Source organism: Vibrio scophthalmi, from assembly GCF_040869025.1.
Classification (GTDB): Bacteria; Pseudomonadota; Gammaproteobacteria; order Enterobacterales; family Vibrionaceae; genus Vibrio; species Vibrio scophthalmi.
Genome location: NZ_CP134272.1, coordinates 520,862 through 546,863, shown reverse-complemented (window position 1 = coordinate 546,863; position 26,002 = coordinate 520,862). Strand labels below are relative to the sequence as shown.

The following is a 26,002-nucleotide window of genomic DNA, read 5'->3' as shown; positions in this document are numbered from 1 at the left end:
CAAACAACACTATTTGAACAATCTAATCACAGGCCGAATGAGATATAAATGGAAGTAACGTAAGAAATTGTTAGACCGCGTTGGCATTTGTTAATGGTGAGGCCACCGCCGAGCAGTGGTGATTGCAACTACGACAGTAGTATTGCTGTTCCATTTTGACATAGTGATCACCTTGCAGCACAGTGACAAAAAAGCTAGCAAAAGAACGAAGAAATGAGCTGCGCTGGTTATCACAACGCTCCATGACAACTTTATGTGGAGTGTGTTTGTGGCAACATTCGCAGTATATCTGTGGCATGACTCTTCTCTCCCTTACGTTTTAGTCAATTAGGTTGACTCTGTTATAGTCCTTTGGTTCCAGATATTTTACGACCAAACGCCGTTTTGTGAGCTAAAGCAAACAAATAGTAAGCAAAAAAGTACAGCCCTGCTATGAGGGCTGTACTGGTTCACATTTTATCTGATATTCAAAAGCTTATTCTAGCTCTTGCAGTTGTTTCTCAAACTTCGCATGTTGCGCCTTAACCACCTCATCTGGTTCGCCAGTCATCAAGCTAACCACAACAATCGCAATGGTTGAGAAAATGATACCCGGTACGATTTCGTATACATCAAACACGCCGCCAGTTAGTTGCTTCCATATGACAATCGTCACACCACCAACAATAATGCCCGCTAACGCGCCATTACGGTTCATACGTGACCAATAAAGACTCAATACCATCGCAGGACCAAATGCTGCGCCAAAGCCCGCCCAAGCATAAGAAACCAAGGTCAATACTGAGCTATCTGGTGACATAGCAAGAATTAGCGCAATAATGGAAATACCCACCACGGCAATACGACCAACCATAACAATTTCGTCAGAGCTCGCGTCTTGCTTAAACACTTGCTTGTAAAAATCTTCCGCCAGCGCCGATGATGACACTAACAATTGAGAGTCAGCGGTACTCATTACCGCAGCAAGGATCGCTGCCAATAGAATACCCGCAACCACTGGATGGAACATCGAGTTTACCAATAGCATGAAGATTTTTTCACCATCATCCAGTGAAACGCTACCAGTATTGGTCACGTAGACCAAGCCAACGACGCCCACCATCAATGCACCAATCATCGATAAACCCGTCCACACAACGGCAATGCGACGCGCCGTTGTCAGATCTTTGTTGCTACGAGTCGCTTTAAAACGCGCCAAAATATGCGGTTGACCAAAGTAACCCAAGCCCCAAGCAACTAAAGAAATAATTGCGATCGCCGACAACGGTTCACCTTTCGAATCATTCCATAACGTTAAAAGCTCTGGATTGATCGCTTCTAACTGATGCGTTAAGTCGCTAAAGCTACCTTGCATGGTTGCCACTGGTACAATAATCAGCGCCGCAGCCATCAATAAACCTTGCACTAAATCCGTCCAAGACACGGCTAGAAAACCGCCAAATAAGGTATAAGACACAACACAAAGCGTGCCGATGACCACTGCAATGCTGTAATCTAAACCGAATACGGTTTCAAACAACTTGCCGCCTGCAACCAAACCAGAACTGGTATAGAAAAGGAAGAACAAAAGGATAAAGAACGCAGAAATGGTTTGAATAAGTTTAGAGTTATCATTAAATCGACGCGCGAAAAACTCCGGAATCGTCAGCGAGTCCGTCGTAATACTATAAGTACGTAAGCGCTTAGCGTTGATCAGCCAGTTAGCCCAAGTGCCAAGTAACAAGCCACCTGCTAACCAAAATGCTTCGATACCCGCAGCATACGCGTAACCCGGAAGGCCAAGCAGCAACCAACCACTCATGTCTGATGCACCCGCAGACAACGCGGCAGGCCAAGGGCCTAAAGTACGTCCACCCAAAAAGTAGTCGGTGGAGTTTTTTGTTCGTAAATAGGCGATAACGCCAATTGCTAACATTAAAACTAAGTAAGCAATAAACGTCGTTGTAATAGCAAAGCTATTTTCCATGTGGTATTTCCTCTTCTTTAAAATGTCCCCTTAAACAGCAATGTCCTCCATGGCATTGCTATTAAGGAGTTCGTGAGTTTATCCCTGACATCACTCAGAGATTGGCTGCGCCCAATAACGTCGCATTACCACCCACTGCTGTTATATTTATTGTTCTGGTTCGCTCGGTGATAAACCGCAACGATAAATGGGGATCATGAGCCACAGATAAACTGACTAAATCCGTCTCCGACACTAAGCTCACTATCGCCCCTGTGCGATTGGCAAGTTGTCGATTGAGATTTAGCTCCCCACTGGTTGAACCAACAAAGCCCACCACTCGCACATCTGATTCCAGCACTTGCGGTGCTGCATCAAGTGCAGCAAATTGAATGAGATTTATCGGCAGAGATGACTGTTGATAAGCCGCCTCTAATTCGGTGACAAAAGTGACATCATCACTGCATAGCACGACACTATTGCCCGCGACTAATGCAGCAATAAGCTGAGCAATGACGGCCTGTCTTGCCGCTGCTTCATCGACCTCCATAATGAGTAAACTCACGCCCCGCCCTGCGGTATACAACTCATTGCTTTCACCTGTCGGCCCCACTAACTGATGTTCAAAGCCTATCAACGTTGCCGCTTGTTCAATGTGAAAACCAATGACTTCCGCCCACTCAGGTTGGTTATGCTCAACCCCCTGTTTAAGCTCAAGTAGCCCCTCGATTTTGGAATCAAAATCGGTCAGATTCCAATTTTCCCAAGCAGAGAAGGCATCTGAAAATCCAATGACTTGATGAACCATGATTTATCTCCTTCTCATCCATGAACTTGGTTGCTGATCTGAGTAAAACGATACAGGTAGTGTGGACCACCCGCTTTAGGGCCTGTACCCGATAGGCCTTGACCGCCAAACGGCTGCACACCAACAACCGCCCCCACTTGATCGCGGTTAATATAGCTATTGCCCACTCGGGTATGTTTTTCTATCCAGCGATAAGTCGTTTCGTTCCGGCTATGGATCCCCAAGGTCAAACCAAATCCCGTTGCATTAATATTGGCCACCACTTGAGCGACTTGATTCGCCTTAAAACGAACCACATGCAAAATTGGCCCAAACTGCTCCTCTTTAAGCACGCTGATATCATCAATTTCAAAAGCGCAAGGTGCGACAAAGTCTCCATATTGACACGAGTCATCTAAGTTCAGTTGCGCGATCGTCTTGTGCTGAGAGGCCATTTGATCGATATGAGCAAGCAGTTTTTGTTTCGCACCGGCATCGATAACGGGCCCAACATCTGTTGAATGCAACTTAGGATCGCCCACTGACAGTTCATTCATTGCCCCTTGAATAAGGGCAATAATACGATCAGCAATGTCTTCTTGGACAAACAGCACACGCAGTGCACTACAGCGTTGCCCTGCTGAAGCGAATGCTGAACGAATCACATCACGCACCACCTGCTCGGGTAGCGCGGTACTGTCGACAATCATCGTATTCTGCCCTCCGGTTTCCGCAATCAAAGGGACAGGCTGGCAATCACGGCTGGCTAAGGTTTGATTGATACGTTGCGCCGTTTGCGTTGAACCAGTAAAGGCCACGCCAGCAATAGCTGCATGAGAAGTAAGCGCATGACCAACATCACCGCCTCGGCCTGGCAGTAGTTGAATAACACTAGGCGGAAAACCCGCCTGCAACATCAGCTCGACGGCACGCGCAGCAATCAAACTGGTTTGCTCTGCCGGTTTTGCTACAACGGTATTCCCTGCAACCAACGCGGCAGAAATTTGACCTAAGAAAATCGCCAACGGGAAATTCCACGGGCTAATACAGACAAAGACACCACGACCCTGACGTGTGATGGTTCGTGTTTGACCATCAAAGCTCTTGATTGTAAAGGCGCTCAGTTCATCCACTTGTTGGGCGTAGTAACGACAAAAATCGACCGCTTCGCGTACTTCATCAATCGCGTCATGAATGGTTTTTCCCGCCTCTTGATGACATAAGGCCACCAATTCAGCCAAATTGATCTCCAACAAGTCTGCTAATCGATCTAATGGCGCCGCACGTTCACTCGATGGCGTCGCTTGCCAAGCGCTAAATCCCTGCTGGGCAACATCAATCGCTGCGGAAACATGATCAAGGTGTGCAAACACAACTTGTCCAATATCAATACGTCTATCGTAAGGCGCGGTGATGGTCTCCACTTCATTTCCTTCCTTGATCATGCTTTCGAAAAATGGCACACCATTCACCATCGGTGATGCTTGCCACTGATGCGTTAACCAAGTTTCAACCTGCGCTTCGAACTCTTGCGCTTCGCTTTCAATATCAACATTAATACCAAGCGAGTTTCGACGTTGCGGAAAAATACTTGGTGGTAGCGGAATGTTGAGATTGTCCAAGCGTTCAAACGCTTGCAAGCTATCAACCGGATGCTGAGTCAAACTTTCAATCGGGCAGCGCGCATCAACTAAACGATGAACAAAGGAGCTATTGGCGCCATTTTCAAGTAAACGGCGTACAAGATAGGGCAATAGATCTTTATGGCTTCCTACAGGAGCATAAATGCGAACTGGTTGCTGATACATCGCCATTACATGGTTATAAAGGGATTCTCCCATACCGTGCAGACGCTGAAATTCATAATCATTGTGCTCAGCCATGACTGCGATGGCCGTGACGGTATGAGCATTGTGGCTAGCAAACTGAGGGAAAATATTGCCACGTACACCCGCACTCAGCAGGAAGCGAGCACAAGCAAGGTAGGCAACATCCGTCGATTCTTTACGAGTATAAACGGGGTAATTACGGTAGCCTGCTTGTTGCGACCACTTGATCTCGCTGTCCCAATAAGCGCCTTTTACTAAGCGTAATGGGATCACATCGCCTTGCTGTTTAGCCAGTCGATTAAGCCACACTAATACTGGCAAAGCGCGTTTTGAATATGTTTGAATCACCAAACCAAATTTGCCCCACCCCTGCACCACCTCACTGCGATACAGCTTGGCAAACAGCTTGAGCGACAACTCCAGTCGGTCTGCTTCTTCAGCATCAATGGTAATGGCAACATCCAACTCAACGGCACGACGTAACAGCTCTAACACGGTTTGGTAGAGCTCGCTTATCACACGTGATTGATTAGCCACTTCATAACGAGGATGCAATGCGGATAATTTGATCGAAACGGAAGGGGCCGAATGGGTTTTAACCGTCGGCATTTCACGGCCAACCGCTTCAATCGCCATCAAATAATCTTTAAAGTACTTGTTGGCATCCGCGGAAGTTAAAGCCGCTTCTCCCAGCATATCAAACGAATAGGTAAAGCCTTTTTGGTATGACGCTGCGCCATTTTTTTGCGCCTCACCAATACTGCGACCGAGCACAAATTGATGGCCCATGATTTTCATCGCTTGATGCATAGCTTGGCGAATCACTGGCTCAGAGAGCTTATTGACTAAACGATTAAGAGCCTGAGTTGGACTAGGGGTTTTCGGCGCGGATAATCCAACCACCTTACCGGTAAACATCAATCCCCACGTTGAAGCATTCACGAACACCGAATCGGAGTTTTTGAGATGAGATTTCCAGTCCGCCACGCTTAATTTGTCGCGAATAAGGGCATCAGCGGTTGCTGCATCAGGAATACGCATCAATGCTTCGGCCAAACACATCAATAAGATCCCTTCTTGGGTATCAAGACTGTATTCAAGTAACAGAGCATCAATCATTTGGATCGATTTTTTATCTGCCCGTATTGCTTGAATCAGTTGAGTCGTTTGATGCTCTATTTGTTGTTTTTCAGCCGAACGGGGCTCAGCCAAAGGGAGCAGCTGTGATAGCCATTGTGATTCATCCACCATATATAGCGGAGAGATCAACGCCCAGAGATCATCAAGCGGCTGCTCAATAAACTCAGCATTCAACACATCGGTTGCTGTAAACATGCGTTTTCCTCAATCTCACACCTGCAAATGTGCAGGTTTCCTACAATGGCTTGCAGTGTATTTTGAGCTTGAGTTGGATACTTGTCAAAAACTCCGGATTATTTGCTAAAAACTTCGTTATTTAACAAAGTTAAAACACGATCACATCACATTTAGCAAAACAACTCACCAGATCTTTATCCCAATTTAACCAATTTGTTTCTTATACTGTGATGGAGAGATACCTTGTAGACGCGAAAAAGCATGGGCAAAGGTACTTTGTCCGGAGAATCCCGATAACTCAGCCACTTGACCTAAGGTTAGATGACCTTTTTCAATCAGCTGCTTAGCCATATCGATGCGTTTGCTTAATAGGTACTGATGAGGAGTAATGCCCAATTGCTCTTTAAACAACGAATGGAATTGGCTTTCACCGAGGAAGACGCTGCCTGCCAACTGCGCGACTGTGATCTTGTAGCTAATGTGGCGCTCTATGTAGCGATCAATTGCTTCTAGGTCAAAACGCGACTCTTTACGATTGACTTGTAACGAAGAAATATGGCGATGCAGTAAAGCCATTACCGTGTCGTTACACGCTCGACTAAGTAATAAATCTTCCGGGCTTGCATGCATCTCTGCTACCAACATTTGAATCAACTTTTGAATCTGACCATCGAGCTGAAAATAGACATCGGCTTGGTTCAGTTCATTGAGTTTTTGCAACATCAAAGGGTCTTGGTGACTAGCGGATGGCATGTTCAGCACCAAAATATCCGATTGACCAATTACACCACCAAAGGCATGGCCTGAACCAGAAGTGACGACGCAACCTTGGCCCGGTCCGACCAAATTCCCATAACCGTTCACTTCAAACTCTGCTTGTCCCTTCAAACCAATCACGATCTGAGTATAACTATGATCATGGCAATCCATATAAGAAGGTAATGTCACCAACTCAGCAGGTCGGGGAGACAAAATTTTGTCGCTATTTAGCTTCAATTGCGCAGTTTTGTCGTTGCTCATTGGCATCTAATTTCAGGCGGTTTTTACTGAGTTCGATGGTATAACAAATGGCAGCTTATCTCGATAAAATCCTTTACGACATGGTGAACGACAGAAAAGAAAGGCAGATTCAGCCAAATTCCGTTTTTAAACTACTCAAAATGTGAAGGATAATCTTTCGGAAGAATGATCAAGTGCACATAAATTACGGTCTGTGTCACTTCTACCCACAGCAAGATGACTGAAACTGTAATATTTTCTTGCTTATTTCCGTGAACTACCCAAAATAATCGTTAGCACTTTAGGTTTATTTTTATAAACTTATGATAGTCTTAGAGTTCAAAGTGCTAATAAGGGTATCTAAGACTGCTCGATACGACAGGATCTCAAGGGACTGTCAAAACTTTGTCTTAAATATTTTTATATTTAGTGAATTAAAACAAAATTGTTGTAGAGACTTATGATCACACGTCGCATCCCAGCGCTTTTGCTCGCGCTAAGCCCTTTTTGGGTATCGACCACGGTAAGTGCAGAAGAAGCTTCCGCTGATCCTGTTGCTGCCATCGATATCAAATTGAGTAACAAGCAATCCGAAATGAGCACTATTGCTACAGAGTACGACTCTGAAGCTCAACGCTTTCAACAACTGCAAAACGAAAACGCTAAGTTCAAGCGTGACGAGCAGGAGCTAAATGCTAAGCGTAACCGTGCGAAATCGGCTCTGGACAAACAGTATAGCCGTCTTCTTGAAGATCCAGAGATCGATTTATTAAGCTTTCAACAAGCGTACCAAAATGCTTGGGCATCCGTAAAAGAGAACCAAACTATTCTGCTAGAGAGCCAACAAGCGATCACAGAGAGTGAAATTCGCCTTTCTCAAATCAAGCAAAAGCAGGCTCGTCTAAGTTCCGAGTTCTCTTACCTTGAAGAACAGAAAGTTGAGGCGCGCGTTAAACGTCTTGGTGCTGAACTACGTGAAAGCGACGTAATGCAGACCAGTTTTAAAACCACCTGTTCTGCGACCATGACTCTCGGTGAATGTACTAGCCAAGGCCAGTACCTAACCAAGCAGAAAGCGGTAAAAGCGTTCAAAAATGAATTAATGGACAGCTTGACCGAGTCAACACTGGCAAAACAGAATGCCAAAGGCGTTCAATTGAACGTTCACGTGCAAGACAGCCAGATTGTTCGTGCCGGTTTCGAAGGAAACAACAGTTACTTCACTGAGATGCAAGCGCAACTGCAAGCAAAACCAGAAGCGACAGCAGCCTGTAAGCTACTTAACGTTTCTAGCCGTTACTGCTTGAAAGATGACTCTAGTACCCACGCGAAAAAGCAAGACAAAAACTGGGTTAGCGTGACAGTTCGCTCTGACCAATACAACGATGATGTGGTGATCAACGGTGTTGATTACGGCAGCACGCCAGTAGAAGTTTTGTTGCCACGTGGCCTGCACAAAGTGACGGTTTCAAAAAACGGTTACCAAACCTATAACCGCGAAGTGACCATCAGCCAAAATGATACCGTTTGGGTGAAATTGCGCTCTAAAGACGACAGCTAATCTAGGCTTCTCTTTATAATAAAAACGAGCCAATTCACAAAGATGAAGGAAAGCGCCATTTTGCTTCTAAGTTATCTAACGATAATTTAAGACAAAATGGCGTTTTCGTTTAGAATAAGCTAATTAATTTAATTGAAGATAGACATACCACGATGCGAACAAGTTTACCGACTCTTTTGCTGGCATTATCTCCATGCCTTATAAGCACTGGCGCATTGGCAGACACTACAGCAACCACTGTTGTTTCCATTGATGACCAACTATTTTCCAAGCATGCCGAGCTAGAGAGCGCACTTAAAGTACGTAAAGAGCAACAGGCTAGCGTAGCCCAGCAGCAAAACATGTTGCTTCAAGCCAAGAAAAACAATCAAGCACTGACGGATAAATTTGCCGCGGCGAAAGTTCAGCTAGAAGCGGACTATAAAGCGATGATTGATGATCCTAGCGTTGATCTCGCCAGCTCGCAAAACGCTTACCAAGATGCATGGAAAGACCTCAAGCAGAATCAGCAAGACAAATTAAACGTCGAGCAACAGCTTGAAGACGCCAAGCTGCTATTAGCCCAGCAAGATGCAAAAATTCAAACCATTGAACAAGCAATCGCTGACTTTGATGGCGCTAAAATTCGCGCGCGTGTCGAACGCCTAGAAACTGAACTCTCGCCGAGCCATCAAGTTAACGTCAGCTTTACTAATCGCTGTCAGTCAAATATGACCTTGGCTCAGTGTGATAACCAAACTCGTGAACTGGCACTTCAAAAAGCCGTCAAACAATTCCAAACTGAGTTGATTGATCAAACCACTGAAGCGCAATTAGTCAAAGCGAATGCGAGTAAAGCATCGTTCAATATCCATGTTATGCGTCACAAAGTCACCAGCTCTGGCTTCTACGACGGCGAACGCTACCGCACCGTTATGGACGTCGATCTTGAATCTCGCCTCGACAACACCACCGCCTGTACCCTACTCGATGTTGATAAACAATACTGTTTTGAGCCGGGCTACACCTCTGCGGAACAGTTTAGTAATGAAAAAGAAGTCGCATGGGTAACGCTTTCGGTTCGCTCAAATCAATTTGATGATCAAGTTTTTGTTGATGGTGTTTCATACGGTAATACGCCAGTAGAGATTATGCTGCCCGTTGGCCCACATCACATTGTGGTGAAGAAAGATGGCTTCCAAACTTTCGATCAAAACTTAAGCATTAAATCCGATCACCAACTACGTGCGAATTTAAAGCAAAAAGCAAATAGTCTCAGCGCAGGCGATAAGTTCGCAGACCTAATCAAAGGTGGGATTACCGCGCCGCAACTTGTGGCCATCGTACCGGGCGAATATATGCTGGGTGAGAACGCATCCAATCAAGTTTACCTTGATCATGCTTTCGGTATCGGTGCCCTTCCGGTCACGGTTGGTCAGTTTGATAACTTCGTTCGTCAAACGGATTACCAGACCGATGCGGAACTTAAAAATACCTGCACTGCCATTGTGGAAGGGGATGTCACCGCGATTGAGAAAAGCTATTGGCGTAATCCAGGCTTCAAACAAGCGAGCGATTCACCGGTGGTTTGTATCAGTAAAAATGATGCAAAAGCGTACGTAAAATGGCTGAGCCAACAAACGGGTTACCACTACCGTTTACCAAGTGAAGATGAATGGGAAATTGCCTCACGCGCTGGCAGTCAGAGCGACTACTGGTGGGGGAATGACTTCATTACTGGCGAAGCGAATACAGGTTGGAGTAGCTCACCGTGGGCTAACACCAGCACTTCTCCAGTAAAGTCTTTTAAAGCTAACCCGCTTGGCCTTTACGATACCGTTGGTAACGTATGGCAGTGGACTAACAGCGCACAAGGCATTGCAAAAGGCGGCGCATGGAACTTTTCTCCTGCGAAAGCGGTTGCTTACGAGCGTCTCTATCTTTCTCCAACCAGTGCTGCGAACTATGTGGGTTTCCGTGTTGTTCGTGAAATCAAATAGATAGATAGATAGATAGATAGATAGATAGATAGATAGATAGATAGATAGATATCACAATAGTGAAAAAGAGGGGGGATTTCCCCCCTTTTTTGTTTTTGTCGCACGGGATACAGTCACTTCAAGCTTTGGCACTCAGTGTCATCGTCGGCATCAATAGTCGTATATTGATGCCTCTATCACTCAGCAGACCCTCGTTGAGTCATAGAACCTCTTCTACACGTCGACAAGAATAATTCTTGTATTTGCCAGATATTGATGAGATATCTGGCTTTTTTTATATCTTCACTAAACAGAATCTCTTACCATATGCGTATCTAGTATCATATATGAGATTGCACCATGAGTTTGGTGGATAGTACGTTTGATTCGTTGGTCAACCAACTACCAGGCTACTGGGGCTGTAAAGATTTAGACTCGGTATTCGTTTATGTGAATCAAGCATACGCACAATTAATTGGCTTCCAATCTAGCGAACAAATTACCGGCTTAACAGACCATGATATGCCTTGCCAAACCGTCAATTGCGCCGATGATTTCCGTCGCCAAGATCGCCATGTTATCGCAACGCAATGCTCACTAAAGATCCTCGACATTCATCCCTATCCTGATGGCAGTTGGCGTGCTCATATCTTCACTAAGAAACCTTGGTATGACGAAGATGGCCAAGTTCGCGGCACCGTTTTTTTTGGTCAAGATCTCACTGAAACCGCCATACTTGAAGTGGGGCATTGGATCTGTCGAGCCACCGGGCTGAGCAGTGGTTTAAAAATACCCAAGGTAGATGATTTTAAATTAGTGAAAGAAAAGCTGACGGCTCGCGAGGAAGAAGTGCTGTTTCTGCTGCTCTACGGCAAAAAACCCACTTTCATTGCCGATACGATGAATATCTCGATTAAAACATTTGAAGGCTATGTGGCGCGACTGCGAGCCAAATTTTGCGCACACAGCAAAGCCCACTTGATTGATCTCGCCCTTGACCGCGGCTACGGTTCGCATATTCCACAAACCCTACTGCGCACACAACTCTCCATCGTTCTTAATAACGAAAACGCCACATAAATGTGGCGTCTTTTGAACAAGAGTAATAAGCCTATTTGGCTAACACGAACGCTCCATCATGGTGCGAGTCGATCGATATCCCAGCGTCCCTCTGCTTGCGAATACAAGAATCGGTCATGAAGACGATTTTCTCCGCCTTGCCAAAATTCAATGCTCGTTGGCTTGATGCGGTAGCCCCCCCAGAACGAAGGCACTGGAATTTCACCTTGAGCGAACTTCTGTTTTAACTCAAGAAATTTACCTTCCAATATTCCTCTTGCAGAAATACGACTGCTCTGTTTGCTAGCGATGGCAGCAAGTTGACTCTCTTTGGGTCTGGAGGTGAAATACTTAAAATTCTCTGCCGCGCTCAGTTTTTCAGCCACGCCCAGTACGTTTACTTGCCTTTCAAGATTATGCCAAGGGAAATGCAAACTCACTTTCGCATTGCCTTCAATATGCTGTGCTTTCCGACTACCCAAATTGGTATAAAAGACAAAACCATCTTGATCACAATGCTTAAGCAAAACGATGCGTTGGTAAGGTTGCCCTGAATCATCCACGGTGGCGACGGTCATTGCGGTCGGATCAAGCAATTTAGCCTCAATCGCTTGTTGAAGCCAAAAATTAAACTGCTCAATGGGGTCACTACGCAAATCTTTACGACGTAAGCCCCCTTTGCTGTACTCGCGGCGAATATCTTCCAGTTCCATTTCATCTCCTTGGCTTTTTTTGGTGATTGTGCGCCCATATTATTGATAACTCAAGACCTATCCTTGTTTTGCGTCTAGACTTAAGTCAGTGATTTACACTCAATATCACCCATTAGATTTAGATATTCTCACTATTTATACTGAACTTTAATATCAAGTTCTTAACATTTTAGTGCAAAGGTAATAAAATCAATTAAATAACGTAAGTAAACGCTAGGGAAATTCAATGACCAAACGCAGTTACAATCGTCTTAATGCTGACGAATTGGACTATGTCGATGACAAGACTGCCGCCCTTCTGCTTAATACCCCTAATAGCGCTCGTATTATGCTTTGGCTGATGCTGTTATTTTTTATTATCGCAGTTGCGTGGGCATCATGGGCTGAAATAGATAAGGTTACGGTTGGCCAAGGCAAAGTTGTGCCTTCTTCTCAGATCCAAGTCATTCAAAATTTGGAAGGTGGCTTAGTAAAAGAGATCTTAGTTCGTGAAGGGCAAATGGTCGAAAAAGGCCAACAACTGCTCCTTATCGACGACACTCGTTTTCGTTCCGACTTTCGTGAGCGCGAACAGCAAGTCGCCAACCTAACCGCGAGCGTAATTCAGCTATCGCCTCTCTCGCCAGTGTCTCAATTGCCGAAGAGTTTGATAGTTCCAACTGGCAAAAAAACGTCACCATTGATTACAGTAAACTCGAATTCCCTGAAGGTTTTGAAGAACGACGCCCTCAGTTAGCCTCTCGCCAACAAGCAGAATACCGACAAGATCTTAACGAACTACGCAACCAAATCTCACTTATCGACCAACAAGTAAAACAGAAGCAACAAGATTTGGTTGAAATTGAAGCGCGTGTGCGCAACTTACGTGAAAGCTACAACTTTGCACGTAAGGAACTCGAAATCACCAAACCGCTGGCGGATGAAGGCGTTGTGCCGCGCATCGAACTACTCAAACTGCAGCGCCAAGTGAACGATACTCGTCGTGAAATGACCTCAAGCAAGTTAAAAGTACCAGTGCTGAAATCAGCCATTCGCGAAGCGATGCTGAGCCGAATTGATGCAGGGCAAAAATTCCGCTCAGAGCAGCAAGAGAAACTCAATCAGGCGGAAGACAAACTCTCGGCAATGACCGAATCCACCGTAGGACTTGAAGATCGAGTTAATCGTACCGTGGTTGTTTCGCCAGTAACCGGTACTGTCAAAACTTTAAACATCAATACCGTGGGTGGTGTGATTCAGCCCGGTATGGATATTGTCGAGATTGTTCCAAGCGAGGATACACTGCTAGTTGAGGCGAAAATTGCCCCACAAGATATCGCTTTCCTGCATCCTCAATTGCACGCCATTGTTAAATTTAGTGCGTATGACTTTACTAAATACGGCGGATTAGATGGTACGTTGGAGCACATTAGTGCCGATACCACCACTGATGAAGAAGGCAATAGTTTTTATCTCGTGCGCGTGCGTACTACCGAAACGAGTTTAAACAAAAATGAATCATTGCCTATTATTCCCGGCATGACCGCATCAGTCGATATCATTACTGGCAAGCGTACCGTGATGGAGTACTTACTAAAACCGATCTTAAATGCGCAGACCAATGCACTTAAAGAGTAATCAGGTTCGTGCGCCAAATGCGCAAAAGCATAATGAGCGAAAAGTGGGTTCATTAAAGCGTTCGCGTACCAAAAACGCCCGATGGATTAAGTTCACGCTACTCGCTTCACTGCTGGCGTTTGGCTCAACCGCGTCACAAGCACTGAACAGTAAAGAACAGCGTTTAGTGGAAACGGTGACACGAATTTACGGTGAGCGAGCGGGTTTGAGGGTCACTACATGGCGCAAAGAAATGGCGGTATATCATGGCTTGCCTGAACATAAACAGCTGGCTCATGTGAATCAGTTTTTCAATCAACTTAACTTTGTTAATGATGACAAATTATGGGGAAAAAATGACTACTGGGCGACACCATTGGAGTTTCTCGGTAGTAATGCAGGTGATTGTGAAGACTTCACCATCGCTAAATACTTCTCCTTATTGGAACTTGGCGTCTCAGATAAAAAATTGCGTCTGGTGTATGTTAAAGCCATCACTTTGAATCAGTTTCATATGGTCTTAGCTTATTACTCCAGCCCAAGCGCAGAACCTTTGATTCTCGATAACATTAATCCAGAGATCATGACAGCATCAAAACGTCGAGATCTATTACCGATCTACAGTTTTAACGGTAAAAATCTGTGGTTAATGAAATCACAAAATGGACAGTTGGCAGGGAAGTCATCGCGATTAAGTCTATGGAATGACCTTCGTGCTCGCGAGAAATCGCTCCAACTAAGAAAACCAATTGTAAATTACGATGAGTAGGCACTATGACTCTTTATAAACAACTTGTCGCAGGGATGATTGCGGTGTTTATCCTCTTAATGGTTTCGGTGTTTCTCATCGAATTCAATACGACTCGTAACAACCTCGAGCAACAACAACGTTCCGAGGTCAATAACACCATCAATACAGTTGGGTTAGCGCTAGCGCCTTACCTGCAAGAGAAAGACCCAGTTGCGGTCGAGTCTGTAATCAACGCCCTGTTTGATGGTAGCAGCTACTCGGTGGTACGTTTGATCTTCCTTGATAGCGGCGAAGAGATTGTCCGTACTTATCCTGTGCAACCGAGCAATGTTCCTGACTGGTTTATCAAGCTAGGATTGTTTGACAAAATCCATGACAGCCGTGTTGTTACAAGTGGTTGGATGCAGCTCGCGGAAGTCGAAATCGTCAGCCATCCCGGCGATGCGTACGCTCAGTTATGGAAAGCGTTTGAAGACTTGGTGATTGTTTTCTGTATTGTGCTCTTGATTGGCCTACTCGCCATCTCATTCATTTTGCAACGCGCGTTAAAGCCACTGCGAATGATCGTAGAGAAGATGGAACAAGTGGCGCGTAACCATTTTGGTGAGCCACTGCCCCGCCCTGCCACGGTCGACTTAATCAGCGTGGTTGATGGCATTAACAGCATGTCAGCCCAGCTAGAGCTTTCCTTTAAAGCACAAGCAAAAGAAGCCCAGCAGCTTCGCCAACGCGCCTACATCGATCCGGTATCAAACCTCGGTAACCGTGCTTATTACATGAGTCAGCTTAACTCTTGGTTAGGTGAAGGCGGCTATGGTGGTGTGGCTTTACTCGAAGCACGCTTTATCAAAGAGCTTTACGATGAAAAAGGCTACGAAGTGGGTGACAATATGGTCAGAGAACTGGCCGAACACTTAAAAGTGTCGCTTACCACCAATGGCATTGTTATCGCTCGTATCTCTTCAGACGAATTTGGCTTTATCATTCCAAACATTGACGATGATGAATTGAAGCTATTAGCACAAAGCATTGTCACCTATGTACAGAATCTCAACGCTGACCCTACCGGCATGGCACAAGCGAAAGCATCGCTTGGGGTAGTCCACAACACCACCAGCTGTTCAGCCTCAGAAATTTTGACCATGCTGGATAACTCGTTGGCGCAAGCATCATCTAACCCAGAATTGAGCTTTGGTTACACCACCAGTGATGACTCACGTACACTGATGGGTAAACAACAGTGGAAACTGTTGGTGGAAGAAGCAATCAGCAATGATTGGTTTAGCTTCCGTATGCAGCCCGCAAACAGCAGCAGTGGCCAAACCTATCACTACGAAGTATTTAGTGCGATTGAGCATGACGATAAACGCTATAGTGCACCGCAATACTTGTTTGCCTTAGAGCAACTAAACGTCAGCCACATATTAGACCAATATGTAATTAGCGCGATGCTCGATAAAATTCGCCACGACAACTTAACCTCACCGGTCGCGATTAACATCGCTCAAGGCAGCATTTCTCAACCAAGCTTTATTCGCTGGGTGAGCCAGAAACTCAATAAGAATAAGGATATTGCTCAACTTATTCACTTTGAGGTTCCTGAAGATTGTTTTGTCACCTCTCCACACCATTGTGCGTTGTTCTGTAACGCGGTTCGATCTGCCGGCGCTGATTTTGGTGTTGATAACTATGGTCGAAATTTCCAATCTCTCGATTACATCAATGAGTTCCGCCCTGCGTACGTCAAGCTCGACTATCTCTACACTCACCATTTGGAAGATGAAAAACAAAAATTCACGTTAACGTCGATCTCTCGAACAGCAAACAATTTAGGGATTATAACCATTGCTTCGCGAGTCGAAACTCAAACACAATTAGACTTCTTGTCTGAACACTTTATTGAAGTTTTCCAAGGCTTCATCGTTGATAAATAGCAGTAGGAAAGGCTGATTGTATGCAGGATCCGTTACTCAGTTCACTCATTTACGTTAGTCGGTATTATGGGTTAGCGAATTCACCTGAGGCCCTGATCAATGGTTTACCATTATCAGATGGCAAACTTACGCCATTTCTCTTCCCCCGCTCCGCCGAGCGTGCTGGATTGGTGGCCAAAGAAAATCGTTCTGATCTGACTGCAATCTCAGATCTTGTTTTGCCCGTCGTGTTGCTGCTCAAAGGTGGTGACGCCTGCGTGCTAAACGCCTTCAACCACGAAGATAACGCCGCGGAGATCGTCACCGGTGAATCAGGCCTAGTCCCTGTTTCGGTGCCTATTGAAGATCTCAAGCAGCAATATGTCGGTCGCTACTTTCTGGTTAAAAAGCAATTTCGCTATGACGAACGTTCTCCAGAAGTTTTAGACACCAAAAAAGGCCACTGGTTTTGGAGCACGATTTGGCAATCAAAAAACATCTACCGTGATGTACTAATCGCATCAATATTAATCAACCTCTTCGCGGTTGCCGCACCGATGTTTACGCGTATTGTTTACGATAAAGTGGTGCCTAATCTCGCATTTGAAACCTTGTGGGTGCTGGCCAGTGGCATTTTTGTCATCTTTTTATTCGATCTGGTGCTCAAGCTCATGCGCAGCTACTTCATCGACGTGGCCGGCAAAAAATCCGATATTCTGATTTCATCGAAACTGTTTAGCAAAGTGCTGGGTATTCGCATGGAGGCAAGACCGCCTTCGGTCGGTGCTTTTGCTCGACATTTGCAAGAGTTCGAATCCATTCGTGAGTTTTTCACTTCAGCGACGATTGGATCCTTGATCGATTTACCTTTTGCCATTTTATTCTTGTTCCTCATCTGGCTAATGGCGGGTAATTTGGTGCTGGTGCCTATCGCAGGGGTGTTGATATTGATTATCTACTCTCTGCTAATACAAGGGCCACTACGCCGAGCGATTGAAGAAGGCTCTCGTTTAGCCTCACAAAAATACGCCAACCTGATTGAGAGCCTTTCAGGGCTCGAGACAGTGAAACTGTTCGGTGCGCAAAGCCAGTTCCAATTCCGCTGGGAAGAAGCAGTTGCCCACATGGCAAACTGGAACATCAAAAGTCGCCGTATCACGGATGGCATTCAAAACACTGCCAGCTTCGTTCAGCAAGCTTCCAACGTGGGGATGATTATTTTTGGGGTTTACCTCATCGCTGAGGGCGACTTGACGATGGGTGGGCTTATTGCGGCGACAATGCTCAGTGGTCGCGCTATAGGGCCAATGGTTCAGCTCTCTTTACTCTCAACGCGTTATAATCAAGCGAAATCCTCCATGACCATCATTGAGCAAGTGATGAGTATGCCGGATGAGCAAGAAGAAGGTAAACGTTACATTCATCGCCCAATCATCCACGGTAAAATTGAACTTGATAATGTGACCTTCCACTACCCAGATTCACCGATGGCGTCGATTCGCAATCTAAGCTTGACCATCAACCCCGGTGAAAAGGTAGCAATTATTGGCCGTATTGGTTCAGGTAAAACCACCTTAGAGCGTTTGATCCTTGGTTTATACAAACCAACAGAAGGCCATGTACGCATCGATGATACCGATATTGATCAGCTCCATCATATCGATATCCGCCGTAATATTGGCTGTGTACCACAAGATAACCACCTGTTCTATGGCTCAATACGTGACAACATCACGCTGGGCCGACCTCTGGCCGATGATCGTGATGTGATGGATGCGGCCAATCGTGCTGGGGTGACAGTGTTTACCCAACAAGATCCTGCTGGTTTGGAACGTCAAGTGGGTGAAGGCGGTCAATTGCTTTCTGGTGGTCAACGTCAAGCGGTTTCTATCGCTCGTGCCATTCTAGGGCGCCCGCCAGTACTATTAATGGATGAGCCAACCAGCGCGATGGATAACCGCTCTGAAATGCACATCAAGCAGCAGTTAGCGCAATTAAACAAGCATGAAACGCTGATCTTGATTACTCATAAAACCTCAATGCTTGACGTCGCAGAACGCGTTATTGTGATGGAAAAAGGTTCCATTATCGCGGATGGTCCAAAAGCAGAAGTATTGCAGAATTTAATGCAAGGTAAGGTTAGAGCCGTTAGCTCCTAACTTATTGCGGTTCCATTACCCCTTTACTAATGCCAGCAACTCGCTGGCATTAGTATTTTTACAACAAGTCTCCTCACTTTTCAGATTGTTAGCACTACACTTAACAACAACACTCGCAATCGATACGAAATGACATTTGTGTGAATTTTCCAACATCTAACATTGCACCCCTTGCAATCCCCACCATCAGTGGGCAAGCTCATCCTTTACGCTGCAATATCTAGGAATACATAATGAAAACAATGACAACCCTACTGGCTAGCCTCCTATTCACTGGTGTAGCCCACGCGGATATCACTTTAAACCTGCCAGACAACGTTGACCTATTGGTGGTTAACCAAGCGAAGCCTGACGTTAATGGGGGCTTATTCAGTTCAGCCAAAAGCGTGACGTTGCCGGATGGTGAAAATCAAATTGTGCTACGCTACCAGCCCTACTTCACCAAAGGTAACGACCGTCACATCGTTGAAGGTGAAGCCATCATCGCCAATTTTTCAGCGGAAAATACCACTCTTGATTTCGTACTACCGGAATACCGTAATGAGCGAGATGCGGAAAACAACATCAAAAAACTTGAGTTAGGCCTGGTCAACCAACAAGGGCAATCGATCGAAATAGTCCAAGATGTTCTACAGAAAGATGGTCTACAACTTGGTCGTGACTATGTCATCGAAAGTAAACTCTATAACGAAAGTGCGGGTGTTGCGGCATTATCGAGCAGCGTTGCTGCCGTCGCCATGACAAACTCTACTGCCAATACCAAGGCCGTAAAAGTTAACGCAAACACCGCTGAAGAGATGCTGCATTTTTGGTATCAAAAAGCCGATGATAAAACCAAAGCGAAATTTAAGCAGTTCGTTAACCAACAATAATCGATACATTGATCCTTAAGCCGCAATGCATAAAATAAGTTACTGCGGTTTAAGGATGATTATCTAGGAGGTGGTGATGTTTACTGTTCATATTGATAACGATATTGAATTGGCTCTAATAGAAGAATCTCTCGCGGCTCAATACTGTGCGCTTGTCAGCGAACAAATCGATTACCTTTCGCAGTGGTTGGCTTGGCCTGCCTTTTGTCAGAGTGAACAAGATTTTCGTCACTTCATCCAACGTTCATTGCACGATTATGCCGAAGGGCAATCTCTCACCTGCGCGATACTCTATCAAGGCAAGTTGGTTGGTAATTGCAGTTTAAATAGCATTGATCATGATCTCAGTCGGGCAAAAATTGGCTATTGGCTTTCTCAAAATCACACCGGAAAAGGCATCATAACCCGCTCGGTGCTTAAACTCATCGACCTCGCCTTTAATCACTATCAAATCCATAAAGTAGAGTTAGCCGCTGCGGTCGATAACTTCCCTAGCCGTAAGGTTGCAGAACGTACCGGGATGAAACTCGAAGGCATTATTACCAACAGTGAAAAAGTAGGTGATCGTATTCTCGATCACGCAATTTATGCCATACATAAGTCCGTTTAGCGTCACTATCTGTTATTGAGTGTTCATTTTGTAGGGCAGAGACCCAAGCGTAACTTGATACTCGGCACAAAATTGTTAAACAATACAAAACTATTGTTAGTGAAGTGATAGCATATCGTTTCAATCAATAATTTTGTTTGCCCATGCCCACTATACTTAAACTCATTTTCATCGCTATTGCGCTGAGCACAGGCTATTTCGCTCAAGATATTGCCTCGTGGTTCAATGAAGACAAACAAAGCCAACTGGCGCAATACTGTCAGTTATCGACTCGTGGTTGTGAGCAAGAATCCATCACGGTAAAACTTGATCGCGATGTCGCCCAGCCTTTAATGCCTGTGCAGATTTCTGCTACTTGGCCAAACAGCCAATCACCTTCGCTACGGCTAACGCTTAACGGGCACGAAATGGATATGGGCACGGCATTGTTTGAACTCCAAGCCACCGGTAATGGTCTCTATCAAGCTGAAGTGCTGCTACCCGCCTGTACGATGGAAAACATGACTTGGATTGGTCAATTATCCGATGGTCAACAGTCAATCTCCCTCGCGATAAGGATGGCACGATGAGTAAAAATTGGTCTCTAATTTTAATCGCCGCCTTTGCTCTGGGGTATGGCGTAAAGGTTTTTATTGATAGCAAACCGACTCCTGCCGTTAATGAAGCAGATAGTGCTAAAGTGATATTTCAGGGCGAAAACAACAACGCTGTCGATCTTTTCGATATCCAAGATGATCGTGTGCGGGTAATTTATTTCGGTTTTACTCATTGCCCAGATGTTTGTCCCACATCTCTTGCCATGTTAGCGGGCGCACTCAATCAACTCGACGACACGACCAAATCAACCATTCGTCCGATATTCATTTCTCTCGATCCTGAGCGAGATGATGCCAATACAGCACATACTTATGCTCAGTATTTTCATCCTCTGATTGAAGGGCTATCGGCGCCAATCGAGGTGACTCAGCCTCTCGCCACCAAATATGGCGTGGTATTTAAAAGAACCGAACTCGAAGAGTCTGAGCTGAAATATACGCTCGACCACAACTCTTATTTTTACTTTATTCACCCCGATGGTAGCTTGATCACTAAGGTGCCTCATACGCTCACGCCGGCACCTTTAGTTGCCGCAATCAAAAGTCTCAACCAACAATAACAAGGACTGACAATGAAACTCAACGCTTTGCTCTTAGCCGCCTTAGCGCTCAGCCCGATTGCTCATGCCAATATGGATATAATGACGCACCATCCATACGCCCGTGCGACACCACCTAACGCAGCAACCAGCGCAGTATTCGTCGAATTAATGAATCACACAGAACAAAATCGCGCCATCGTTGCGGCATCAACACCAGCAGCAGGCAAAGTTGAGCTGCATGACGTTATCCATGACGGCGATGTTATGCAAATGCGCCAAGTAGAACAAATTGAAATTCCAGCTCAAGGCCATGTCTCGTTAAAACCTGGCAGTTTGCACATCATGCTATTTGAGTTAACTAAACCTCTGGTTGAAGGTGAAAGCATTGATGTTGAACTCACTTTTGCCAATGGCGAAAAGCAAACTTTCAATGCCCCTATCAAAGCCGTGATGAAAGGAATGAAACATCATCATTAATTATTACTAAGTGGGAAAGGGGCTGAGCATAACTCAGCCCCTTTTGTTATGCTTCTCGCAATCAATAGACCTGATGCCGCATCGCTCACAGCAGGCATCACATGCTTGAGGTAGTAATATATGAACAGCACTGTTCATCCCGTAACACTCTCCCAACTGGGTTGGAACCATTTATTTCAAACTCAGTTGACGCTCGATGAGCTTGAATCCAATACCATCGCTCGAATTAGTGAACATCACCGTAGTGGTTACACGCTCGTCAGTGAGCAGGGAGAAATGGCTCTCGCTATACACAAGTCGCTACCCGACATGACGGTTGGCGACTGGATCGTACTTGATCGTCATGGTCAATTTATCCGGTTACTTGAGCGCCAATCCCTATTTAGCCGCAAAGCGGCGGGTAGCAAAGTGGCAGAACAGCTCATCACCTCGAATATCACAACTTTGTTTATTGTTTGCTCGCTCAACGATGACTTCAACTTAAATCGGATCGAACGCTATCTTGCCATCGCTTATGAAGCCGATGTCGAGCCCGTTATTATCTTGACCAAAGCCGACTTGTGTAATGACGCCGAAGAAAAACGCGCACAAGTCCAATCACTCGATACTATGCTGATGATAGAAGTCGTCAATGCGCTTTCAACGGAGCAATGCCAAGCATTATTAGCTTGGTGTAAGAACGGAAAAACCATCGCCTTTATGGGCTCTTCCGGTGTCGGAAAATCTACCTTAGTGAACAGTTTACTCGGCGAGAGCACTCAATCGACTGGCCATATTCGGGAAAACGATAGCAAAGGTCGCCATACCACCACCAGCCGTTCATTGCACTTATTGCCAAGTGGTGGAGTATTAATTGATACGCCGGGAATGCGCGAGCTACAAATTCATGACTGCGCTGATGGTGTTGAACAAACATTTTCTGATATCCAAACGCTGGTTGAACAATGTCGATTTGCCGACTGCCAACACGTCAATGAACCGGGATGTGCGATCAATAAAGCATTAAATGCAGGTCAAATCGACCTACGACGCGTCAACAACTACCTAAAGCTAATGCGTGAACAAGAACGAAACAGCGCATCACTGGCAGAACAACGATCCAAAGACAAGCAATTCACTAAATTTTGCCGTTCAATACAAACAGAGAACCGCTCACGAAAGAAGGGTCTTTAGATAAATTTCGTTTGTCGACAGCATTAGAGGAGCAATTCGCTCCTCTTTTTAAACACTAAGCAAACGTTAAAATGCAACATAAAATTCACAACAAATCACAAATCGCAATCTTTAACCCTAATATCCAATTATTTCTAGACACAATATCTCAAAGCGCTAGTATAAATTATCTCAGTAGCCATTCGCTGAGCGACGCCCAAGACACACCAAAATACTAATTACTTGGGTAATACAATCGAATTACATAAATACTTCGCAGGGATAACTATGCAACACAACTCTCTCTTAGCACGATTTGCACGAGGCAATTTAGTGCTCCAAATCTTAGTCGGTATCATTTTGGGTATCGCACTGGCATTAATTGCACCTGAATCAGCCCAAAGCGCAGGCTTACTTGGTAGCTTATTCGTCGGCGCACTAAAAGCCGTCGCACCGATCTTGGTGTTTATCTTGGTGGCCGCTTCAATTGCCAATCAACGTAAAAACCAGCATACCTACATGCGCCCTATCGTGATCTTGTACCTTTTTGGCACCTTCACCGCAGCGTTAACTGCAGTGAGCATGAGTTTTCTTTTTCCAACCACTCTAACTCTGGTGTCAGGCGCTGAAGGGGCAACCCCACCGCAAGGTATCGCTGAAGTTCTCAATACACTACTTTTCCAAGTGGTTGATAACCCAGTGCATGCGCTAATGAACGCAAACTATATTGGTATTTTAGCGTGGGCGATTGGTTTAGGCCTTGCGCTGCACCATGCATCAGGCACTACGAAAGCGGTTTTTGAAGACTTAAGCAACAGCGTGTCACAAATTGTACGCTTCATTATTCGTCTCGCCCCGTTTGGTATTTTTGGTCTTGTTTCATCAACCATCGCCACAACGGGCTTTTCTGCACTCGCAAGCTACGGTCACTTATTAGCGGTACTGCTTGGCGCAATGGCCGTCATTGCTCTTGTGGTAAACCCATTGATTGTACTGTTTAAAACCAGAGAAAACCCATACCCGCTGATTTTTCAATGCTTACGTGAAAGTGGTGTTACGGCTTTCTTCACTCGTTCAAGTGCAGCGAATATCCCAGTGAACATGGCGTTGTGTGAAAAGCTAAATCTGGATGAAGATACCTACTCTGTATCAATTCCACTGGGTGCAACTATCAACATGGCAGGCGCTGCAATTACTATTACGGTATTAACGTTAGCCGCTGCCCATACTCTAGGTATTCAAATTGACCTACTTACCGCGTTGCTACTGAGTATTGTTGCTGCGGTTTCTGCGTGTGGAGCTTCAGGTGTTGCTGGTGGTTCACTACTACTGATCCCGCTCGCTTGTAGCCTATTTGGTATTCCAGATGAGATCGCGATGCAGGTGGTTGCCGTTGGCTTCATCATTGGTGTAGTACAAGATTCTGCTGAAACAGCCCTAAACAGCTCAACGGACGTTGTCTTTACCGCTGCAGTTTGTAAACAGAAACAAAAGCAACAACCTCACGGTTAGAGCCGATGATATAAGGTTTAGGCCTAGTGGTTTAAACCACACAACAAGTAAATGCAAAAAAGCCCCGAGATCACTCTCGGGGCTTTTTAATTGGTTTTTTCTAATCGCGAGATTAACAATCTACCATGCTTAACTGCGCGACCTATCCATGGGGGATTGTGAGAAGTCGAGCGTGGCGGCTGATGTGACACTCACTTGAGGCTGTTGATTGGATGAATCATCAATGGCCTGAAAAGGCCCCCCATCAAGTGTTTCTTCTTGCGATAATACCTCGCTGGTCATCTCTTTCTCTACTTGTCTGTTAGACTTAGATTCCGTGTCTGAGTCTTTAGTGACCGATGGCATTGGATCATATTTGTCTATGTCGATCTCACGCTTATAGAGTTTATTGAAGGCTTTAATCAAGGCGTGCTTACTTACTTTATTGGCTAATATTCGCTTAAGCATTGGTTTTGCAAGCGCTTGCAAACCCACAACAGTATCAACACTCAAGTTAAGCGCGACTTGTTCACGCAAAACACGGGCTTCTTCATGCCCCATCTGTCCTGCTAAGAACAGCCAGATATACGCAATACTACGGCCACTCACGCCATGCTCAAGCCAAATTTCACCGGCCTTATACATGGCTGGAACATAGCCTTTTTCAGCGGCACGCTCTAACCAATAGCACCCATGAGCAAAATCTTCTTCAACACCAATACCATTCAGATAATTAAGGCCCAGTTTCATGCGACCTTCGTTGTTACGTAATAGTGCGACTTTCCGAAACCACTCGGTCGATGCGACAGGACTAGGGGAAGGGTTGGCATTCGCAATCATCCAATCACCAAGGAACAGCATTGCTGGTTCATATTGTTGTAATGCAGCTTGCTCCATTAATGCATAACCCTTGTCAAAATTCTGCTCAATACCTCTGCCGTAATAAAGCGCTTCTGCGACTTGGAATTTCGCAGACATATCACCATCACTCGCCGCAATGGCCTTTTTCCAGAATTTTGCCTGCTCTCTTAACACCATGTCATCACGCATTCGTTCACTGATGCGAACAATACCGTACATGCCGGTTACGTTGTCTTGCAATGCGGCTTTATGATACCAATAGAGCGCCTTGCGCAAATTGGTTCGTTCGGCTTCTTTCGCCAAGTACAAAATCATCGTAAGGTCACCATTTTCCGCTTTCCTTACGCGCTGCTCTTCTTCTTGCTTGCGGTCACGTTCAAGTGCTTTACGGTAGGTGATTTCCCGTTGTTTACGCTCGCGTTCAACACGCTTTTGTCTTAATGACAGCGCCAGCATCCAAGCAAATAACAGCAGTAAGAGTAACCCGGTCGCACTAATGGCGATCCCCATCATATTCATTATTTTTATGCCACACGTTGAGTTAATGGTCGCTAACTTGCTCTACCCCAACCTTTCTTAGGTTGTTCGGTGAAAAGTTAATTGCAGCCTGTTGCAAGACTCTAGTTCCTGCACCTGAAGTTACTAACCTCTATATCGGCTTTTTGCCGAAAACATTGAGAGATTTCATCACACTTAGAGCTGATTCGCGAACTAAATCGATGGGTAAACGACCGGCTCATCAATTTGTGACTCGCTTATCAATTCACATAATTATGTTATAAATCCGTCAATTACAACCAATCGCTATTGATAG

General features: G+C 45.3%; 20 protein-coding genes and 1 pseudogene. 14 read left to right on the top strand and 7 right to left on the bottom strand.

Annotated features, from left to right (window positions below):
* Nucleotides 1-70: 70 nt before the first annotated feature.
* The 5 genes from RJD38_RS17425 to RJD38_RS17405 form a co-directional block, all read right to left on the bottom strand.
* Nucleotides 71-298, bottom strand: a complete 228-nt coding sequence (locus RJD38_RS17425) for a hypothetical protein (protein ID WP_005593451.1) — start codon at nucleotides 296-298, stop codon at nucleotides 71-73.
* Nucleotides 299-475: 177 nt separating this feature from the next.
* On the bottom strand, nucleotides 476-1,966 hold the full coding sequence (gene putP / locus RJD38_RS17420) for a sodium/proline symporter PutP (RefSeq protein ID WP_065546728.1): 1,491 nt from the start codon (nucleotides 1,964-1,966) through the stop codon (nucleotides 476-478).
* 94 nt (nucleotides 1,967-2,060) lie between these two features.
* On the bottom strand, nucleotides 2,061-2,753 hold the full coding sequence (locus RJD38_RS17415) for a 1-pyrroline-5-carboxylate dehydrogenase (protein WP_065546727.1): 693 nt from the start codon (nucleotides 2,751-2,753) through the stop codon (nucleotides 2,061-2,063).
* 14 nt (nucleotides 2,754-2,767) lie between these two features.
* Nucleotides 2,768-5,896 carry a bifunctional proline dehydrogenase/L-glutamate gamma-semialdehyde dehydrogenase PutA gene (gene putA, locus RJD38_RS17410; protein WP_065546726.1) on the bottom strand — a complete coding sequence of 1,043 codons (3,129 nt, stop codon included), beginning with the start codon at nucleotides 5,894-5,896 and terminating at the stop codon, nucleotides 2,768-2,770.
* Between the two features lie 186 nt (nucleotides 5,897-6,082).
* Entirely contained in the window at nucleotides 6,083-6,898 is an 816-nt protein-coding gene (locus RJD38_RS17405) for a helix-turn-helix transcriptional regulator (protein WP_005593446.1), read from the bottom strand.
* Between the two features lie 439 nt (nucleotides 6,899-7,337).
* Here RJD38_RS17405 and RJD38_RS17400 point away from each other — a divergent pair, with 439 nt between their 5' ends.
* The 3 genes from RJD38_RS17400 to RJD38_RS17390 all read left to right on the top strand — a co-directional run bounded on the left by RJD38_RS17400 (nucleotide 7,338) and on the right by RJD38_RS17390 (nucleotide 11,476).
* The gene (locus RJD38_RS17400) at nucleotides 7,338-8,438 is read left to right on the top strand and encodes a PEGA domain-containing protein (RefSeq protein ID WP_005593445.1); all 1,101 of its coding nucleotides are present in this window, start codon (nucleotides 7,338-7,340) and stop codon (nucleotides 8,436-8,438) included.
* 152 nt (nucleotides 8,439-8,590) lie between these two features.
* The gene (locus RJD38_RS17395) at nucleotides 8,591-10,417 is read left to right on the top strand and encodes an SUMF1/EgtB/PvdO family nonheme iron enzyme (RefSeq protein ID WP_065546725.1); all 1,827 of its coding nucleotides are present in this window, start codon (nucleotides 8,591-8,593) and stop codon (nucleotides 10,415-10,417) included.
* Nucleotides 10,418-10,756: 339 nt separating this feature from the next.
* A complete protein-coding gene (locus RJD38_RS17390; RefSeq protein ID WP_065546724.1) occupies nucleotides 10,757-11,476 on the top strand; it encodes a helix-turn-helix transcriptional regulator in 720 nt (239 codons plus the stop codon).
* A 56-nt stretch (nucleotides 11,477-11,532) separates the two neighbouring features.
* Here RJD38_RS17390 and pdxH read toward each other — a convergent pair whose 3' ends face one another.
* The gene (gene pdxH / locus RJD38_RS17385) at nucleotides 11,533-12,168 is read right to left on the bottom strand and encodes a pyridoxamine 5'-phosphate oxidase (RefSeq protein WP_065546723.1); all 636 of its coding nucleotides are present in this window, start codon (nucleotides 12,166-12,168) and stop codon (nucleotides 11,533-11,535) included.
* A gap of 226 nt (nucleotides 12,169-12,394) precedes the next feature.
* Between pdxH and RJD38_RS17380 the strand changes: the two are divergent.
* The 11 genes and pseudogenes from RJD38_RS17380 to sstT all read left to right on the top strand — a co-directional run bounded on the left by RJD38_RS17380 (nucleotide 12,395) and on the right by sstT (nucleotide 24,348).
* A pseudogene (locus RJD38_RS17380) lies at nucleotides 12,395-13,785 on the top strand (HlyD family type I secretion periplasmic adaptor subunit).
* Nucleotides 13,769-14,533 (top strand): transglutaminase-like cysteine peptidase, encoded by a 765-nt coding sequence (locus RJD38_RS17375; protein ID WP_231893184.1) that lies wholly within the window; start codon nucleotides 13,769-13,771, stop codon nucleotides 14,531-14,533. The pseudogene RJD38_RS17380 and the gene RJD38_RS17375 overlap by 17 nt, the downstream one beginning before the upstream one ends.
* Nucleotides 14,534-14,538: 5 nt before the next feature.
* On the top strand, nucleotides 14,539-16,449 hold the full coding sequence (locus RJD38_RS17370) for an EAL domain-containing protein (RefSeq protein WP_065546722.1): 1,911 nt from the start codon (nucleotides 14,539-14,541) through the stop codon (nucleotides 16,447-16,449).
* Between the two features lie 20 nt (nucleotides 16,450-16,469).
* Nucleotides 16,470-18,587 carry a type I secretion system permease/ATPase gene (locus RJD38_RS17365; RefSeq protein ID WP_065546721.1) on the top strand — a complete coding sequence of 706 codons (2,118 nt, stop codon included), beginning with the start codon at nucleotides 16,470-16,472 and terminating at the stop codon, nucleotides 18,585-18,587.
* A gap of 233 nt (nucleotides 18,588-18,820) precedes the next feature.
* Entirely contained in the window at nucleotides 18,821-19,459 is a 639-nt protein-coding gene (locus RJD38_RS17360) for a DUF2057 family protein (protein WP_065546720.1), read from the top strand.
* Nucleotides 19,460-19,535: 76 nt separating this feature from the next.
* Nucleotides 19,536-20,069: a GNAT family N-acetyltransferase gene (locus RJD38_RS17355; protein WP_065546719.1), complete on the top strand. Its 534-nt coding sequence runs from the start codon at nucleotides 19,536-19,538 to the stop codon at nucleotides 20,067-20,069.
* Nucleotides 20,070-20,212: 143 nt separating this feature from the next.
* Nucleotides 20,213-20,638, top strand: a complete 426-nt coding sequence (locus RJD38_RS17350; RefSeq protein ID WP_065546718.1) for a hypothetical protein — start codon at nucleotides 20,213-20,215, stop codon at nucleotides 20,636-20,638.
* The gene (locus RJD38_RS17345) at nucleotides 20,635-21,225 is read left to right on the top strand and encodes an SCO family protein (protein ID WP_065546717.1); all 591 of its coding nucleotides are present in this window, start codon (nucleotides 20,635-20,637) and stop codon (nucleotides 21,223-21,225) included. The genes RJD38_RS17350 and RJD38_RS17345 overlap by 4 nt, the downstream gene beginning before the upstream one ends.
* Before the next feature lie 12 nt (nucleotides 21,226-21,237).
* Complete coding sequence (locus tag RJD38_RS17340) at nucleotides 21,238-21,684, top strand: copper chaperone PCu(A)C (RefSeq protein WP_065546716.1); 447 nt, start codon at nucleotides 21,238-21,240, stop codon at nucleotides 21,682-21,684.
* A 120-nt stretch (nucleotides 21,685-21,804) separates the two neighbouring features.
* Nucleotides 21,805-22,857 (top strand): ribosome small subunit-dependent GTPase A, encoded by a 1,053-nt coding sequence (rsgA, locus tag RJD38_RS17335; protein ID WP_065546715.1) that lies wholly within the window; start codon nucleotides 21,805-21,807, stop codon nucleotides 22,855-22,857.
* Between the two features lie 267 nt (nucleotides 22,858-23,124).
* On the top strand, nucleotides 23,125-24,348 hold the full coding sequence (sstT, locus tag RJD38_RS17330; protein WP_005593431.1) for a serine/threonine transporter SstT: 1,224 nt from the start codon (nucleotides 23,125-23,127) through the stop codon (nucleotides 24,346-24,348).
* Between the two features lie 129 nt (nucleotides 24,349-24,477).
* Here the strand turns inward: sstT and RJD38_RS17325 are convergent, their stop codons facing one another.
* On the bottom strand, nucleotides 24,478-25,707 hold the full coding sequence (locus RJD38_RS17325) for a tetratricopeptide repeat protein (protein ID WP_065546714.1): 1,230 nt from the start codon (nucleotides 25,705-25,707) through the stop codon (nucleotides 24,478-24,480).
* Between the last annotated feature and the right edge of the window lie 295 nt (nucleotides 25,708-26,002).

Bases quoted from the DNA above. Each gene is read 5' to 3' on its own strand.
- RJD38_RS17425 (WP_005593451.1), bottom strand. From the start codon at position 298: ATGCCACAGATATACTGCGAATGTTGCCACAAACACACTCCACATAAA.
- putP (WP_065546728.1), bottom strand. From the start codon at position 1,966: ATGGAAAATAGCTTTGCTATTACAACGACGTTTATTGCTTACTTAGTT.
- RJD38_RS17415 (WP_065546727.1), bottom strand. From the start codon at position 2,753: ATGGTTCATCAAGTCATTGGATTTTCAGATGCCTTCTCTGCTTGGGAA.
- putA (WP_065546726.1), bottom strand. From the start codon at position 5,896: ATGTTTACAGCAACCGATGTGTTGAATGCTGAGTTTATTGAGCAGCCG.
- RJD38_RS17405 (WP_005593446.1), bottom strand. From the start codon at position 6,898: ATGAGCAACGACAAAACTGCGCAATTGAAGCTAAATAGCGACAAAATT.
- RJD38_RS17400 (WP_005593445.1), top strand. From the start codon at position 7,338: ATGATCACACGTCGCATCCCAGCGCTTTTGCTCGCGCTAAGCCCTTTT.
- RJD38_RS17395 (WP_065546725.1), top strand. From the start codon at position 8,591: ATGCGAACAAGTTTACCGACTCTTTTGCTGGCATTATCTCCATGCCTT.
- RJD38_RS17390 (WP_065546724.1), top strand. From the start codon at position 10,757: ATGAGTTTGGTGGATAGTACGTTTGATTCGTTGGTCAACCAACTACCA.
- pdxH (WP_065546723.1), bottom strand. From the start codon at position 12,168: ATGGAACTGGAAGATATTCGCCGCGAGTACAGCAAAGGGGGCTTACGT.
- RJD38_RS17375 (WP_231893184.1), top strand. From the start codon at position 13,769: ATGCACTTAAAGAGTAATCAGGTTCGTGCGCCAAATGCGCAAAAGCAT.
- RJD38_RS17370 (WP_065546722.1), top strand. From the start codon at position 14,539: ATGACTCTTTATAAACAACTTGTCGCAGGGATGATTGCGGTGTTTATC.
- RJD38_RS17365 (WP_065546721.1), top strand. From the start codon at position 16,470: ATGCAGGATCCGTTACTCAGTTCACTCATTTACGTTAGTCGGTATTAT.
- RJD38_RS17360 (WP_065546720.1), top strand. From the start codon at position 18,821: ATGAAAACAATGACAACCCTACTGGCTAGCCTCCTATTCACTGGTGTA.
- RJD38_RS17355 (WP_065546719.1), top strand. From the start codon at position 19,536: ATGTTTACTGTTCATATTGATAACGATATTGAATTGGCTCTAATAGAA.
- RJD38_RS17350 (WP_065546718.1), top strand. From the start codon at position 20,213: ATGCCCACTATACTTAAACTCATTTTCATCGCTATTGCGCTGAGCACA.
- RJD38_RS17345 (WP_065546717.1), top strand. From the start codon at position 20,635: ATGAGTAAAAATTGGTCTCTAATTTTAATCGCCGCCTTTGCTCTGGGG.
- RJD38_RS17340 (WP_065546716.1), top strand. From the start codon at position 21,238: ATGAAACTCAACGCTTTGCTCTTAGCCGCCTTAGCGCTCAGCCCGATT.
- rsgA (WP_065546715.1), top strand. From the start codon at position 21,805: ATGAACAGCACTGTTCATCCCGTAACACTCTCCCAACTGGGTTGGAAC.
- sstT (WP_005593431.1), top strand. From the start codon at position 23,125: ATGCAACACAACTCTCTCTTAGCACGATTTGCACGAGGCAATTTAGTG.
- RJD38_RS17325 (WP_065546714.1), bottom strand. From the start codon at position 25,707: ATGAATATGATGGGGATCGCCATTAGTGCGACCGGGTTACTCTTACTG.